This is a genomic window from Streptosporangium canum, from assembly GCF_900113865.1.
GTDB classification, from domain to species: domain Bacteria; phylum Actinomycetota; class Actinomycetes; order Streptosporangiales; family Streptosporangiaceae; genus Streptosporangium; species Streptosporangium canum.
The window spans coordinates 140,015-154,568 of the sequence record NZ_FOQY01000014.1; the positions used below are offsets into that span (position 1 = coordinate 140,015).

16 protein-coding genes are annotated in these 14,554 nt (G+C 70.5%); 6 read left to right on the forward strand and 10 right to left on the reverse strand.

Annotated elements, in window-relative coordinates:
* The first annotated feature begins 285 nt into the window (after nucleotides 1-285).
* Nucleotides 286-534 carry a glutaredoxin family protein gene (locus BM085_RS21790; protein WP_012887316.1) on the forward strand — a complete coding sequence of 83 codons (249 nt, stop codon included), beginning with the start codon at nucleotides 286-288 and terminating at the stop codon, nucleotides 532-534.
* Here BM085_RS21790 and BM085_RS21795 read toward each other — a convergent pair.
* Nucleotides 524-2,134 (reverse strand): antibiotic biosynthesis monooxygenase, encoded by a 1,611-nt coding sequence (locus tag BM085_RS21795; protein WP_143121009.1) that lies wholly within the window; start codon nucleotides 2,132-2,134, stop codon nucleotides 524-526. The two genes, BM085_RS21790 and BM085_RS21795, sit on opposite strands and share 11 nt — an antisense overlap.
* Nucleotides 2,135-2,604: 470 nt before the next feature.
* Here BM085_RS21795 and BM085_RS21800 point away from each other — a divergent pair, with 470 nt between their 5' ends.
* From BM085_RS21800 to BM085_RS21810, 3 genes are all read left to right on the forward strand, one after another.
* Nucleotides 2,605-3,201, forward strand: coding sequence for a sigma-70 family RNA polymerase sigma factor (locus tag BM085_RS21800; RefSeq protein ID WP_231509998.1), 597 nt, complete (start codon nucleotides 2,605-2,607; stop codon nucleotides 3,199-3,201).
* Nucleotides 3,202-3,309: 108 nt separating this feature from the next.
* Nucleotides 3,310-3,981, forward strand: a complete 672-nt coding sequence (locus BM085_RS21805; RefSeq protein ID WP_143121010.1) for a DUF5667 domain-containing protein — start codon at nucleotides 3,310-3,312, stop codon at nucleotides 3,979-3,981.
* A 151-nt stretch (nucleotides 3,982-4,132) separates the two neighbouring features.
* On the forward strand, nucleotides 4,133-4,999 hold the full coding sequence (locus BM085_RS21810; protein WP_093888788.1) for an HAD family hydrolase: 867 nt from the start codon (nucleotides 4,133-4,135) through the stop codon (nucleotides 4,997-4,999).
* 30 nt (nucleotides 5,000-5,029) lie between these two features.
* On the opposite strand, the gene BM085_RS21815 is transcribed toward BM085_RS21810, so the two are convergent.
* The 9 genes from BM085_RS21815 to proC form a co-directional block, all read right to left on the reverse strand.
* A complete protein-coding gene (locus BM085_RS21815) occupies nucleotides 5,030-6,064 on the reverse strand; it encodes an alpha/beta fold hydrolase (protein ID WP_093888789.1) in 1,035 nt (344 codons plus the stop codon).
* A gap of 220 nt (nucleotides 6,065-6,284) precedes the next feature.
* Nucleotides 6,285-7,298 (reverse strand): lysophospholipid acyltransferase family protein, encoded by a 1,014-nt coding sequence (locus BM085_RS21820; protein ID WP_093888843.1) that lies wholly within the window; start codon nucleotides 7,296-7,298, stop codon nucleotides 6,285-6,287.
* 5 nt (nucleotides 7,299-7,303) lie between these two features.
* Complete coding sequence (locus BM085_RS21825; protein WP_037936491.1) at nucleotides 7,304-8,329, reverse strand: NAD-dependent epimerase/dehydratase family protein; 1,026 nt, start codon at nucleotides 8,327-8,329, stop codon at nucleotides 7,304-7,306.
* A gap of 23 nt (nucleotides 8,330-8,352) precedes the next feature.
* Nucleotides 8,353-8,451 (reverse strand): 30S ribosomal protein bS22, encoded by a 99-nt coding sequence (locus BM085_RS21830; protein WP_018654693.1) that lies wholly within the window; start codon nucleotides 8,449-8,451, stop codon nucleotides 8,353-8,355.
* A gap of 285 nt (nucleotides 8,452-8,736) precedes the next feature.
* Nucleotides 8,737-8,940 (reverse strand): helix-turn-helix domain-containing protein, encoded by a 204-nt coding sequence (locus tag BM085_RS21835; RefSeq protein ID WP_012887307.1) that lies wholly within the window; start codon nucleotides 8,938-8,940, stop codon nucleotides 8,737-8,739.
* Between the two features lie 322 nt (nucleotides 8,941-9,262).
* Nucleotides 9,263-10,078: a phosphatase gene (locus BM085_RS21840; RefSeq protein WP_093888790.1), complete on the reverse strand. Its 816-nt coding sequence runs from the start codon at nucleotides 10,076-10,078 to the stop codon at nucleotides 9,263-9,265.
* A gap of 68 nt (nucleotides 10,079-10,146) precedes the next feature.
* Nucleotides 10,147-11,310: an acetoin utilization protein AcuC gene (locus BM085_RS21845; RefSeq protein ID WP_093888791.1), complete on the reverse strand. Its 1,164-nt coding sequence runs from the start codon at nucleotides 11,308-11,310 to the stop codon at nucleotides 10,147-10,149.
* A 287-nt stretch (nucleotides 11,311-11,597) separates the two neighbouring features.
* Nucleotides 11,598-12,836 (reverse strand): MFS transporter, encoded by a 1,239-nt coding sequence (locus tag BM085_RS21850; RefSeq protein WP_093888792.1) that lies wholly within the window; start codon nucleotides 12,834-12,836, stop codon nucleotides 11,598-11,600.
* Nucleotides 12,837-12,910: 74 nt separating this feature from the next.
* Nucleotides 12,911-13,705, reverse strand: coding sequence for a pyrroline-5-carboxylate reductase (gene proC / locus BM085_RS21855; RefSeq protein WP_012887303.1), 795 nt, complete (start codon nucleotides 13,703-13,705; stop codon nucleotides 12,911-12,913).
* Nucleotides 13,706-13,818: 113 nt separating this feature from the next.
* On the opposite strand from proC, the gene BM085_RS21860 reads away from it, so the two are divergent.
* A complete protein-coding gene (locus BM085_RS21860; protein WP_093888793.1) occupies nucleotides 13,819-14,019 on the forward strand; it encodes a type II toxin-antitoxin system VapB family antitoxin in 201 nt (66 codons plus the stop codon).
* 37 nt (nucleotides 14,020-14,056) lie between these two features.
* Nucleotides 14,057-14,515 carry a hypothetical protein gene (locus BM085_RS21865; protein ID WP_093888844.1) on the forward strand — a complete coding sequence of 153 codons (459 nt, stop codon included), beginning with the start codon at nucleotides 14,057-14,059 and terminating at the stop codon, nucleotides 14,513-14,515.
* The last annotated feature ends 39 nt before the right edge of the window (nucleotides 14,516-14,554 follow it).

The following is a 14,554-nucleotide window of genomic DNA, read 5'->3' on the forward strand; positions in this document are numbered from 1 at the left end:
CGGAGCTCCAGGGGGACAGGCGGCCGGCGCGGCCCGGACGCGACGGATGACGAGGTGAGGCCACTGTCATTCAGGTTAGTCCCTTTGTGAACCGGTGCACAAAGTGGGGGTTCGCGGCGTCGGCCGCGACGCGACAGCGAGCGCCCTCCCGCCGTCCCGCTGACCGCGCGAGGATCGCTCTCCCGGTACTCAGAAGCGTAACCCGCCTGTCCGTCCCGGAGGTTCTCGCCGATTGCGGAAGGCGGAGCGCCTGCGCACGCTCGCGGCTCGGCTACCGTGGCGGGCATGGCACCGCAGGACCACCGCATCACACTGCTCGGCAAGCCCGGCTGTCACCTGTGCGACGACGCGCGGACGGTGATCGAGCGGGTCGCCACGGAGCTGGGTGTCCCCTGGGAGGAGCGCGACATCACCGCCTCCGAGGAGGACCAGGACAAATACTGGGAGATGATCCCGGTCACCCTCGTCGACGGTGTCCAGCACGACTTCTGGCGCGTCGACGAGAACCGTCTGCGCGCCGCGCTCAGAGCCTGAAGGCCATCGGGAGCGGCATCACCTTCGCCGCGTTGATGTTGAGCTCGATCACGTTGGTGGCGAGCACCATGTTCTGCCGCTCGCTGACGAAACGCTCCACGTGCGGCTGGCGCTGGTGCTCGGTGTAGGCGACCTCGTCGCGGTAGAGCTCGTAGACGATGCGCTGGAGCGGGGCCGACTTCACCGAGTGGCACACGTAGACGAGCGTGTCGGGCTCGGAACGGCGGACGGCCTCAAGCGTCTCCTCGGCCAGCCGGTCGAACGCCTCTCCGGTGCCGTCGATCAGGGTGAACACGGTCAGCAGGCCGAAGATGCCGGGTGACGGGCGGGAGGATCCGCCCGGCTGGTCGGCCGCCGCGCCCGGATACGCGGAACCGGTCGCGGGCGGGCCGCCGAGCCCCCGGTCGGGAGCCTGGCCGTAACCGGGCATGCCGCCGGGACCGCGGTCCGGAGCCTGACCGTACCCCGCAGCCTGGCCGTACCCCGCAGCCTCACCGTAACCCGGAGCGCCGCCGAGTCCCGGAGCGGCGCTCTGGCCGTAACCGGACGGGGCGCCGAACGCCTGGTCGGCGGGCATGGGCTGGAGGCTGCCGCCGGGCTGGGCGCCGTGGAGCGGGTCGGGCCTGGCGAACTCTCCGGTGCTGGGACCCACCGGCCTGCCCGGGCCGCCGACCGCGGGAGCGGTGGGCCTGCCGTACTCGTTGACCGGCACGTCGTACTCACCGGTCGCCTGGTTGCCCGGCGGCATGCCGAACTGGCCGGTCATCGGGGGTTGCCGGGTGTATTCGGCGCCGCCCGCGGGCTGGCCTGGGGACGGCATGCCGTACTCGCCGGCCATGAACGTGCCGGTGGCGGGACCACCGAACGGGTCGCCCTGGACGGGCGGCTGCCGCTGCATGCGCGCCGCGTAGTCGACGTCCTGCTCGCCCGCGCGGTATTCGGCCACCAGGTCGCCGAGACCGGAGCGGCGGGGCGACTCCTCGGGCAGGACACGGCGGCCGGCGACCTGCACGTCCCGAGGCGACTCCTCGGGCAGGGCACGGCGGCCGGCGACCTGCACGTCCCGGGGCGGCTCGGCCGCACGGCGGCCGACCGGCCGCCGCTCCTCCCAGTCGTCCTCCGGCTCGTCGTCCTCGTCCTCGTCCTCGTAGGGCGCGAGGGGGCGGAGCACGACGTACCAGACCGCGGCGGCGGTGACGAAGAGGAGGAGCGCGGTGAACAGCCCGGGGACCGTGAAGCTCACGGCTCCGATCAGGGCCAGGCCGGTCGGGCCGATCGCCAGGAGCGCGTGCATGTTGTCGGCGTCGTAGTCGTCGCCCCCGCGCCAGCGCAGGACCGCGAGCACGACGCCGCCCAGCAGGACGAGCGCGACGCCGACGTGGGCGGCGCCGAGCAGATAGCCCGGCAGCAGTCCCCAGTGGCGGCCGCCGGGCGGCAGGGACTTGGTGAACGTGGTGTCCTGGAGGATCGGGTCGACCATCATGATCACCGAGGCGATGATGGTGAGCGCGATCCCCACGAGCCAGGAGGCGAACCTGGCACCGGACTTGCGAGCCAGCAACTGGACGGCACCGATGGCCAGCCACAACGGGGCCAGCAATGATCCAGTCAGCTGATAAACCCGGAATGTGGTCGACCCGAACCCAACTAAATGGCCGACGGCGATTACTCCGAGTGACAGGCAGAGGGTCGCCGTCGTGATACTCCAGGCGATCAGCCACCCCTTGGGCTCAGCGCGGAACCGACTGATGAGGGCGGCAGTGGCAATGGCTGCGAGCAACGCACCGGCAAACGCGATGACAGCGACGAGGACTTCCATGGTGTCTCCAATGCTGCCGGACATTACCCCCCAACCGGTAGCCGAACTGGTAGTTGACTCACCGGTCCGGCCCGAAAGAACCGGCCCCACACGGTATCGGCCGATTACCCCTAGTCACGACGTTACGAAGTGGATTGTGGAATTTCCTGTTGATTTCTAGAGTGGGCGAGCACGCCGCACCCCCTCCCCCACAGGGATAACGGATGCCAGACACGTGGCCATTCGCCGGGCCTCTCCCCACCGTCTCCGGGGTGACCCAGCCTGTCCGCAGGAACGAGCTCGCCGTACGCGAGGATGCCTCGGAGGATCTCCGGAGGCTCGTTCTGCGTGCCAAAACCGGAGACGCCGATGCGTTTGGCACGCTCTACGACCGCTACCTCGACCTCGTTTACCGCTACATCTACTTCCGGGTCGGGTCCCACCCGCTGGCCGAGGATCTCACGAGCGAGACCTTCCTCCGCGCACTTCGCCGAATCGCCGACTTCACCTGGCAGGGACGTGATTTCGGGGCCTGGCTCGTGACCATCGCCAGGAATCTGATCACCGATCACTTCAAGTCCGGCAGGTACCGCCTTGAGGTTTCGACGGCCGAGGTGATCGACATCCCGCTCGACGGCCCGCACATCCCGGAGAACGCCGTCGTCACCGCCATGATCAACAACCGGGTGCTCAGCGCCGTCCGCGACCTCGGCCCCGAGCAGCAGGAGTGCGTGGTGCTGCGCTTCCTGCACGGCATGTCGCTGGCGGAGACCGCGCTCATCATGGGGAAGAAGAGCGGGGCGATCAAGGCGCTGCAGTTCCGGGCGATCCGGGCACTCGCCCGCGCGCTCCCCTCGGACCTCAGCTGACCTCGACCGGAATGCCGATGGTGACCGCACCGCGTAACCTGCCGCGCCGAGCCGTCGTTAGGCAAGTGACACCGATGGGTCATGATCTGGGGGCGGCAGGGAGCGTTCATGGGTAAGTGGCTGCCCGGAATCTCACGGAGATCGCAGGCGCGCATCCAGAACCGCGTGTCGAGGCTCGGCGCCCGGATGGGAGGCGGCCCCCGTCCGGAGTTCCGCTCCGAACTCCGCACGCGCCTCGTGAACACGTCCGGCCCGGAGGAGCCATCCGCCGAACGGGCCGCCCCGGCACGGCCGAGGCCGCGCCCCGGCCTGCTGGCCCAGTTCCTGAGCCTGAGCCTGGCGGCCACGGTGGTCATGGCGGGACTGGCGACCTACCGGTCGATGCCGGGGGACACGCTCTACCCGCTCAAGCGCGCCGCCGAGAGCACGCTGTTCCACCTGAGCACCGACGACGCCGAGCGGGCGGGCCGCTCCCTCGACTACGCGGAGACCCGCGCCCACGAGGTCGAGGAACTCCTCGGCTCCAGCCGCCGCCCGAACCGTCTGATCAAGGAGACCCTCCAGGACATGGAGGACACCACCCGCTCCGCGATCACCTCTCTCACCCGGGTACGGCGCCACGACGCGAAAAGTGAGGCGAAGAGCACAGGCCAGCTCAAGCGGTTCGTCCAGAAGCAGCGCAACCAGATCGAGGGAATGCTCCCCAAGATGGACGTGGAGGAACGGCGCCGGGCACACGGCTACCTCAACTACATCGAGGGGCTGGCCCCGCCCGAATAGCCTGGCCACACCCGGCCGGAAGTCCTCGCCACGCCCGAACGGGACTCCGCGCCACGCCCGAACGGGACTCCGCGCCGCCACCGGGACATCCCCTTCCGCTAACGCGATGTACACCGTTTTCACCCGCCTGCGCCGGTTAAGCTGGGAGGCTATGAAGCGGCTGAGACGACGGCAGGACGGACCGGAGATAGCCGGAGAGGTTGCGGCCGCGGCGGCCGTCGCGATGCCGATGGCCGACCCCGACCCGACCGCCGCCGCCTTCTTCGACGTCGACAACACCATGATGCGCGGCGCCTCCATCTACCACTTCGCCCGGGGCCTGGCCTCACGTGGCCTGTTCACCACCAAGGACCTGCTCAAGTTCGCGTTCGGCCAGGCGGTGTTCCGGGTCCGCGGCGACGAGAACCCCGAGCACATCGCCCAGGCCAGGGAGACCGCGCTGGCGTTCGTGGCGGGCAGCAGGGTGGAGGACATCGTCCGCCTCGGCGAGGAGATCTTCGACGAGGCCATGGCCGACCGGATCTGGCCCGGCACCCGCGCCCTCGCGCAGAGCCATCTGGAGGCCGGTCAGCGCGTCTGGCTGGTCACCGCGACCCCGGTGGAGCTCGCCCGCGTGATCGCCCAGCGGCTCGGGCTGACCGGCGCCCTCGGCACCGTCTCCGAGACCGTGGACGGCGTCTACACCGGCCGCCTGGTCGGCGACCTGCTCCACGGGCCCGCCAAGGCGGAGGCCGTCCGGGCCCTGGCCCGCCGGGAGGGCCTCGACCTGTCCCGCTGCTCGGCCTACAGCGACTCGGCCAACGACCTGCCGCTGCTCTCCCTGGTCGGCCACGCCATCGCGATCAACCCCGATGCCGAGCTGCGCGACCACGCCCGCGAGAACAAGTGGGACATCAAGGACTTCCGTACCGGCCGCAAGGCCACCATGATCGCCCTGCCCATCGCCGCGGGCGCCGGTGCCCTCGCCGGCGGGGTGGCGGCTGCGGTCGCCCTGCGCCGCCTCTACCGCTCCAAGTGAGCCGCCTCCACGGCTCCGGGTAACCGCCCCTTACCGTTCCGGACGACCGTCCACACGGCGGGCGACCCGGTCCAGCAGATCGCTCAGGGCCTGGTTGACGGCCTCCGGCCGTTCGAGCCCGATCATGTGACCGGCGCCGGGCAGCACGGTCAGGGCGGCGCCGGGAATGCTCCGGGCGATGCGCCGGCTGTGGACGGGCGGGGTGAGCCGGTCACGGCTGCCGACCATGACCAGCGTCTCCACCGAGCCGAGCGCGGCCAGCGCGGCGAGCTTGTCGTGGACGAGGAAGTCGCGGAAGAAGCCGACCATCACCTCGGTCGGGGTGGCCACGGCCATGTCGTTGACGAAGCGGACGTGCGCGCGCGTCGCGCGAGGGCCGAAGGCGACGTAGCGGATCACCGGCAGGTTCGTGCGTGACCTGAGAGCCGAGCCGCGGTCGATGGCCGCGGCACGGGTCAGCATGCGGTCGAACACGACAGGGGTGACGCGCGGGGCGAGCCGCCCGATCGGCCCGGGGAGCCCGAACGTGCTGCCGGCCAGCCGGCCGGACGACGTGCTCAGCAGCGCCACCCCGGCCACGCGTGAGGCGAAGGCGGCGGGGTGCCGTCCCGCGAACGCCATGATCGTCATGCCGCCCATCGAATGGCCGACGAGCACCACCGGCAGCCCTTCGGGGACGGCCTGTTCGATCACCGCGGCCAGGTCGTCGCCGAGCCGGTCGACCGTGCACGCGCCGAGAGCCCCGGCCGAGGAGTCTCCGTGCCCGCGCTGGTCGTAGAAGATCAGGGTTGCCCTGCCGGCCAGCGCCTCCCGCTGGAAGTGCCAGCAGTGCCGGTTCATCACCCAGCCGTGGGCGAGAACCACGGCGAACTCGGGTGACTCGGCCTCCTCCACGTCCACCGCGAGCCGTACCCCGTCGTCGGTGACGACGGTGACCGGCCTCCCCCGGTGCCCGCCGAGCGCCGTCTCCGCGCGTGCCTTGCGCCGTCGCGTGGCGATCCCCAGCGCCGTTCCCACGGCAAGCCCGGTGACGAGGGCACTTCTCGCGGTACGGCGTGCGCCCATGACCACTCCTCATGTCCGGAGGCTCGATGCTGAGCACACCATATCTACCGAAAGCACCCACTGTTAGACGCGGCGCCTAATAAAAATCGGCGTGTCCGCTCACTCCTGGGAGAGCGTCCGCTCACCCCTCAGAAAGCGTCCGCTCGCCGCCGGAAGAGCGGGCGTCGGGCGGAAGGCACGGGAAAGAGCCGGGAGAGCGGCCGGAAGGCACGGGGAGGAGTCAGAAGAAGGGAGGGAAGGCGTGGCCGCGCTGGAGGCGGAGCTCGTTCAGCTGCTGCTGGATGACCTCGCGGACCTGGTCGGTGAGATTGAAGACCAGCATGGGGTCGTCCGCGTCCGCGGGGTCGAACTGGTCGGTGCGGATGGGCTCGCCGAAACCGATCATCCATTTGGACGGCAGCGGCACCAGGCCGAGGGGGCCGAGCCAGGGGAACAGCGGGGTGATCGGCAGGTAGGGCAGGCCCAGCGCCCTGGCCAGGAAACGCAGGTCGCCGACCTTGGGATAGATCTCCTCCGCACCCACGATGGAGCAGGGGACGATCGGGACCCCGGCCCGGATGGCGGAGGCGACGAAGCCCCCGCGGCCGAAGCGCTGCAGCTTGTAGCGTTCGGAGAACGGCTTGCCGACCCCCTTGAAGCCCTCGGGGAAGACGCCGACGAGCTCACCCTTGCGGAGCAGGCGGTCGGCGTCGTCGCGGCAGGCCAGAGTGTGACCGGTCTTACGGGACAGGTGACCGAGCAGCGGAAGCTGGTAGACCAGGTCGGCGCCGAGGAGACGGACGGCGCGGCGCTCGGGGTGGTCGTCGTGCAGCGCCACCTGGAGCATGAGCCCGTCCAGCGGGAGGGTGCCCGAGTGGTTGGCCACCACGAGAGCGCCGGAGTCGCCGGGCACGTTGTGCATGCCGACGGTCTCGACCCGGAACCAGTGCCGGTAGAGCGGGCGGATCAGCTCCAGCAGCACCTTGTCGGTGAGCTCGGGGTCGAAGCCGAACTCGTCGACCTCGTACTCCCCCGTGATGCGGCGGCGCAGGAAGGCGAGCAGCTCGGCGAGGCCGCGGTCGCGGTCGCGGTCGTGGTCGTGGTCGCCGTCCTCGTCGGGCGCAGCCCCCCGTTCGGACGGCGGCGGCTCGGACGGCGGCGGCTCGTGCTCGGACGGCGGAGACCCGTGCGGGGAACGGGCCCGGGTGATGGGAATCACCTGGGCGTCGTCCGTCTCGGCGGGCTCACCTGCCATCTCCGTCACCTCGTCACCGCCTGGGAGATCAGTTCCATCATGGCGGCGGGGAGTCCGCCGGCCAGGTCCCGGGCGCGGACGAAGTCCTCGAAGGCGGCGGAGGTCGAGAACTTGGGCTTCCAGCCGAGGCGGGCGGCCAGCCGGGTGGTGTCCACCACGCGGCCATGGCACATCAGCCGGAGCTGTTCGGGAGAGAAGTCCACCAGTCCCGCGCCGCGGGCGAGGTCACCCAGGAGACGGAACGCGGGAGAGGGCACGGGCAGCGAGAGCAGCCCCGCCCTTCGGGCGCACTGCGAGAGCAGGAGCACGCCGTCGCCGGCCACGTTGAACGTGCCGGGGTGGTCCTCCATCGCCATCCGCCTGAGCACCTCGACCGCGTCGTCCTCATGGACGAACTGCAGGCGAGGGTCGAAGCCGAACACGGTCGGCAGGACGGGCTGGGTGAAGTAACGGGTCAGCGGCGAATCGACGCCGGGGCCCATGAAGTTGGCGAATCTGAGCATCGACACGGTCACGTCACCGCGCCGCCTGGCGAAGCCCCGGACGTAGCCCTCGACCTCCGAGGCGTCCTTGGCGTATCCGTGGGTGGGCGACTCGCCCGGCTCCGCGTCCTCGGTGAAGACGGCGGGGTCGTGCGGGGACGAGCCGTACACCGCGGTGGTGGAACGTACGACGACACGGCGGACCGTCGCGGACCGCTGACAGGCACCGAGCAACTGCATGGTGCCGATGACGTTGTGCTCCTTCATGAGCATCCGGCCACCGCTCCGCGGGGGAGCGCTCACCAGGCTCATGTGGACCACTGTGTCGATGTCGGCGGCCGCGATCACCTGGGCGATGTCGGGGCTCCGCAGATCGACGCGGACGAACTCCGTCCGGCCGAGAGGGACGCCGCCATCACGTGAGAGCGAGGGCGGCGGCACCGTGTCTACTCCGATGACCCGGTCGATGTCCGGGTCAGCCGCGAGAACGCTCGCCACTCGGGCGCCGATGTGGCGCGAGACCCCGGTGACAAGCACGGTGTGGGTCATCGGCGCCTCGCAGATCCGCGTTACTACTTCTTGTTACGCCGCTGAATACGGGTCTTCTTGAGAAGCTTGCGGTGCTTCTTCTTCGCCATGCGCTTACGGCGCTTCTTGATCACAGAGCCCACGGGACCCCCAGGTAGCTGGTAGCCGAGATTGTCAAACCGGTGCGCGAACAACACACCGGCTCAACAGACTACCGGCGATCCACGGTAGATCGCCCCCTGGGGGGATCCCGGGTACTGGAACTCACGACGTGACGACCACGCCGCTACCTCAGTGAAGCATGAGTCCCCCACGTGCCGGTTTGACCGGAAGACTCGGACCCGCTGGCCGCTCACCGCTCCGCGCCGGCCACGCAGCCGGTCCGTCCCTCACCGGTCGCTCCGCTCACCACCTGGGGCTCGCTCGCTTCAACCCGCCTCGATGTAGGCATCCCTGAGATAGTCGTGCACCGCCTGCTCCGGCACTCGGAAGGATCGACCGACCCGGATGGCCGGCAGCTCGCCCGAATGCACGAGTCGGTACACAGTCATCTTGGACACCCTCATGACCGTGGCCACTTCAGCCACCGTCAGGAACTTCACCTCGCTGAGAGGTCTTTCGCCTGCACCCATCGGACGCCTCTTCCGCACGTGTTTCCGGGTTATCCCCACTGGTGCCATTGCTCACGCACGTGTACTGCCGTCAGCGTAAGTCGGGACTCCGAGTGCGCAAACCCCCTACTTTCTCAGTCTCCGCAGCCCCATGTCAGCGAAATGGAGAAACTCGCTGGCCAGCAGCCGGACCGCACCCTTCGCCTTGATCTTGGAACGGACCAACCGTCTCTTATTAGAGTCGCCCACAATCCTCAAAAAGTTGGCAAACGGTCGGCGAGCACCACGGAATGCAGGCGCGAAAAGCCCGTATAGGGATGTCCCGATTTGCGCAACCCTCGCCTCAGAGGGCCCGCACGACCCTTTCGACCAGATGACGCGTCAGCGGATCGTAATATCTTGGTAGCACGTTGTCATCAAGCGGGACGGTCACCGCGATCTTGCCCTCGGCCTCTCCGACGAAGAGCGCGGGGTCGTTGCTGTCGGCGAACCCGACCGTGAGAATCCCCGCCTCGCCGGCCGCGCCGGCCCAGCCGTGGTCGGCGATCACCAGATCGGGGCGGTCGTCGCCGAGCTCGTCGAGCATGGCCCGCATCGGGGCCGGGTCGTGGCTGTGCACGAAGGCGCCCCGGTCGGCCAGCATCGCGACGTCGTCCATGTAGCGGATCTGACGCTTGCGGCCGAACCCGGCGCTCCAGTAGGACCAGCCCTCGGCCGGGCCCATCAGGATCGCGCCGTGCTCCCGCGCCAGCCGGGCCACGACCATGTGGATGGTGAGCAGACCGGTGGGGTGGCCGGTGGCGAAGAGGATCCGGGGGCTGCCGGTCCGGAGCACGCCGGCGATCGTGTCGCCCATCGCCTCGACCGCGTCGATCGTGCGGTCCGGGTCGATGACGTCCTGGCCCTCGCGGTGGTCCGGGTCGGCCACGACCCCCGCGGACTTGGCCATCAGGGCCAGCACGTCCCGGTAGGACCAGTGGCCCTCCAGGGTCAGCCCGAACATGTGGTGCGGGTCCCGGTTGGACAGCGACCTGTAGTGGTCCAGGTTGTTCTCCCGGCTGGTCGCCACGTCACCGGCGATCCGGGTGCGGACCAGATGCTCACGAAGGTCGTCTCGGGTCAGCGGCGACGCCGGGCGTCGCAGCTCGGGCGCTGTCAACCTGTGACCTCCTCCGTCACTCATCCGTCCGTTCCCCGTCTCCCGCGCCGGTTCGCCGGTGCCCGCCGTCACGGGAGGGGATCCAGCCCGTGGAAGGGGAACACGGCCTTCCGGGTCGCCATGATGGCCCGGTCGATCGGGTCTGCTGGATCATAACCAGCGGAGAAATCACTAAATTCCGGATCTCTGCCATCGGTCAGCGACAGCGGCGGCGTCTGCCCGGTCCGCTCCCTGACCAGCCGGCGCCACGCCTGCGGGGTGGCGGTGGCCGGGGCGAGCGGGTGCCCGGAGACCTCGGCGATCAGATGGGTCCACGCCCGGGGCACCACCTGCACCAGCTCGTATCCCCCGCCGCCGGTCACCACCCAGCGGCCGCCCGCGGTCTCGTGGGCCAGCTCGTGGAGCGCGGCGTAGGCGGTGCGCTGGCCGTCCAGGCTGAGCATCAGGTGGGCCAGCGGGTCGAGCGCGTGGCTGTCGCAGCCGTGCTGGGTGACCAGGACCTCGGGGGCGAACTCCCGCAGCAGCGGCGGCACCACCGCGTGGAAGGCCCTCAGCCAGCCGCTGTCGCCGCATCCGGCGGGCAGCGCCACGTTGACCGCGGTGCCCTCCGCGCCGCGCTCCTCGGGGAAGCCCGTGCCCGGGAAGAGCGTGCGGGGGCTCTCGTGCAGGCTGATGGTGAGGACCCTGGGGTCGTCGTAGAACATCGCCTGGACGCCGTCCCCGTGATGGACGTCCACATCCACGTAGGCGATCCGGGAGGCGCCCTGCGCCAGCAGCCAGCCGATCGCCACCGCGGGGTCGTTGTAGACGCAGAACCCGCTCGCGGCGGCGGCCATGGCGTGGTGCAGGCCTCCCGCGACGTTCACCGCGTGCTCGGCCTCGCCCGTCCAGACCGCGCGGGCCGCGGCCAGGCTCGCACCGGTGATCAGCGCGGAGGCCTCGTGCACCCCGGCGAAGGCGGGGTTGTCCTCGGTGCCGAGCCCGTGGGCCAGGTCGGGCCGCCCGGTCGCGGAGACCCTCTTGACGGCCTCGATGTAGTCGCGCTTGTGGACCAGCGCCAGCTCGTCGTCGGTGGCGGGCGCGCAGCCGGTCACCTCGACCGCGTCCAGCACGCCGAGCTCCCTGGCCAGCGCCATGGTCAGCTCGACCCGCACGGGCGCGAGCGGGTGCCCGGGGCCGAAGTCGTACGCGATGAGCGCGTCGTCCCAGACCACCCGGACGGACCGGCTCATGACGCCTCCCTGTCTGATCGCGTCGCGGCGCGCTCGCTGGACGATCTCCCACCCCGGCCGACGTTACCGCACGGATACGCACGCGGGTTTACCCAGCCGTCACGGAGGAGAGGGCGGTTTTCATCTGAGCGAAATATCCAGACTTATTCCGATTAACCGCGCCCCCTTTATGACGGTACGGCATGCCGTACCGACTGATCACGCGCTTGGCCGCCCCCGCGCCGACCGGCGGTCTCCCAGCCGGGCCAGGCCGGTCGGGTCAGGCGGGCCGGGTCAGGCGGGCCGGGTCAGGCCGGGGCCACCCGGCGCAGCCCACGGATCGCGGGCACCAGCAGCAGGGCGACGCAGCCGGCGACCGCCACGACCGAGGAGACGGCGAGCAGCTCCCGCGCCCCGACCAGCCCGGCCACCGGGCCGGCGAGCACCTGGCCGAGCGGGACGAACAGGGTCGATCCGGCCACCTCGTAGGCGGTGACCCGGTTGAGCGCCTCCGGCGGCACCTGGGTCTGCACGCTCGTGGCCCACATGACCGACCAGAACGCCCAGCCCGCGCCGCCCACCACGTGCGCGGCCATCATGATCGTCAGCGGCGCCCCGGCGGCGATGGACAGCGGCTCCAGCCCGAAGCCGAACAGGCCGATCGCCCCGGCCATCAACGGCCGGACCGGGCGGACCCGCATCGCGACCAGGCCCCCGACGACGGTGCCGGCGCCGGAGGCGGACATGACCAGGCCGTAGGCGGCCTCGTCGAGCCGGCCGGTGACGAGCACCGAGCCCAGCGGGATCATCGGGCCGAACAGGGTGACGCCGAAGACCGCCCAGATCAGGATCACCGACCACATCCAGGTCCGGGACCGGAACTCCTGCCAGCCGCCGCGCAGGTTGCGCCACATGGACTCCCCTGCCGGGGGCGCCGCGACCACCGGCAGGCGGAGCAGGAGCAGGCAGGCCGCGCTGATCGCGAACCCGACGGCGTCGATCGCGAAGACGACCCCCACCCCGGCAAAGCCGACGATGGCGCCCGCGACGCCCGGCCCGGCCAGCAGCATGATCGACTCGGAGACGCGCAGGGTCGCGTTGGCCTTCTGCACGTCCGCGGCCACGCGCGGGACCGTGCTGGAGACGCCGGGCTGGTACATCGCGGCGGCCACGCCGTTGACCGCGGAGATGACCAGGATCTGCCAGAGCTGCGGCCGGTCGAAGACGAACAGCGCCGCGCCGGCCCCCTGCGTCACCACCCGGACCGTGTCGGCGCCGATCATCATGCGCCGCGGCGTGAACCGGTCGGCGAACACCCCGCCGAACAGGATGAGCACCGCGAAGGGCGCCATCCAGGCGGCCAGCGCCAGCCCGACCCCGGTCGCGCCGTAGCCGAGCCCGCCCACGCCGACCGCCGTCGCGAACGGGACCATCGCGGCGCCGAGCATGGAGACGGACCGCGCGGTGAAGAACAGCCCGAAACTCCGCGACCAGACCGCCGGCCCCGCCTGCTCCCGCTGGTCACCAGCTTGTACGGCCTGCGCCACGATTGCCTCATTCCCACCGAAGTTCTGTGGAAATGATGCCTTATGCAGGAAGGTTTCCTAATAGAGGGGGACGGTCAGCCCCCGGCGAGCTGGCGGCTGCGGTCCCTGGCGGCCTCGATGGCGGCCAGGAAGGCGGCGCGGACGCTGTGCCGCTCCAGCTCGGCGATGGCGGCGATGGTGGTGCCGCCCGGGGAGGTGACCGCCTCGCGGAGGATCACCGGGTGCTCCCCGGAGTCACGCAGCATGATGGCCGCGCCGACGATCGACTGGGTGACCATGTCGAGGGCGGCGGCCCGGGGCATGCCGAGCAGGATGCCCGCGTCGACCATGGCCTCGACGAGGTAGAAGAAGTAGGCGGGCCCGCTACCGGACAGGGCGGTGGCGGCGTCCTGCTGCGTCTCGGGGATGCGCAGCACCTTGCCGACCGGCCTGAGCAGGTCCTCGGTGCGCCTGAGGTGCTCCTCCGAGGCGTGGGCGCCCGCCGAGATCACGCTCATCGCCTCGTCCACCAGGACCGGCGTGTTGGACATGACGCGGACCACCGGGATGTCCGCGCCGAGCCGCGACTCCACGAACGAGGTCGTGATGCCCGCCGCGGCCGAGATCACCAGACGGTCTGCCGGGACGTGGGTCGCGATCTCGGTCAGCAGGGACGCCATGTCCTGCGGCTTGACCGCGAGGATGATCGTGTCGGCGCTCTTGGCCGCCTCGGCGTTGGACACCACCTGCACGCCGTACCGCTCCCTGAGGGCCTCGGCCCGCTCGGCGCGCCGCGCGGTCACCAGCACGTCGCCCGGCTTGAACCCGGCCCGGAGCAGCCCCGAGAGCAGGGCCTCGCCCATCTTGCCGGTTCCCAGAATCGCGATCATGTCTGCGCACCTTGCCTGAGGAGAAGTGATTGACCAGCCTATGGGATCCGCCCCCGCGAGCCCCGGGAGCCGTCCATGGTGGCTACATACAACACCGGCGCTGGAGAGACGACATGACCGTCACTTGGATCGACCTCGATGACGAGGCCCTCGCCGAGGCCATGAGGATGCTGGGCATCTCGTCGGCAGGGGACACCGTGAACGCGGTCCTGCGGGAGTATGTGACCCGGGTCAAGCGGATCGAAGCACTGGAGAAGCCGGCGGTCCTCCGGGTCAGGACCGAGGTCATGCGGCGCGATGTCAGAATGGCCTGAACCGCTCCGTGCTCCGATCCGTTGCAGGGGTATGCGTATGATCGCGAGTTCCATCCTCACTGGAAGCCTGCTGCTGGCCGTGGGCTGCGGCGCCGGGCACAGCACCGCGACCACCGGCACCGCGACCGCCGACAGCCCCTCCCGGCCGGTGAGCCACACGGTGGCCCCCCGGGAGGAGCCCACCCAGGGCCCCAAGCCGACCAAGCCTCAGGGCCACACCGACAACCCTCGCAAGGTGCGGTGGCTGACGGCGAAGCCGTCCAAGGACGGCCGGAGCCTGCGGGTCGTCTGGTGGTCCGGGGTGGAGCCCTGCACCGTCCTCGACCGGGTCACCGTGCGGGAGACCTCCAAGCGGGTGACCGTCACCCTCTGGGAGGGCCCGAGCGCCAAGGCCAAGAACATGGCCTGCATCGCCATCGCCATCCAGAAGGTGACGACCGTCAAGCTCAAGGCCCCCCTCGGCAAGCGCAAGATCGTCGACGGCGCCAAGCCCTGACCTGTGCCCGGTACGGCTCCCGCCGCGCGGCGGGAGCCG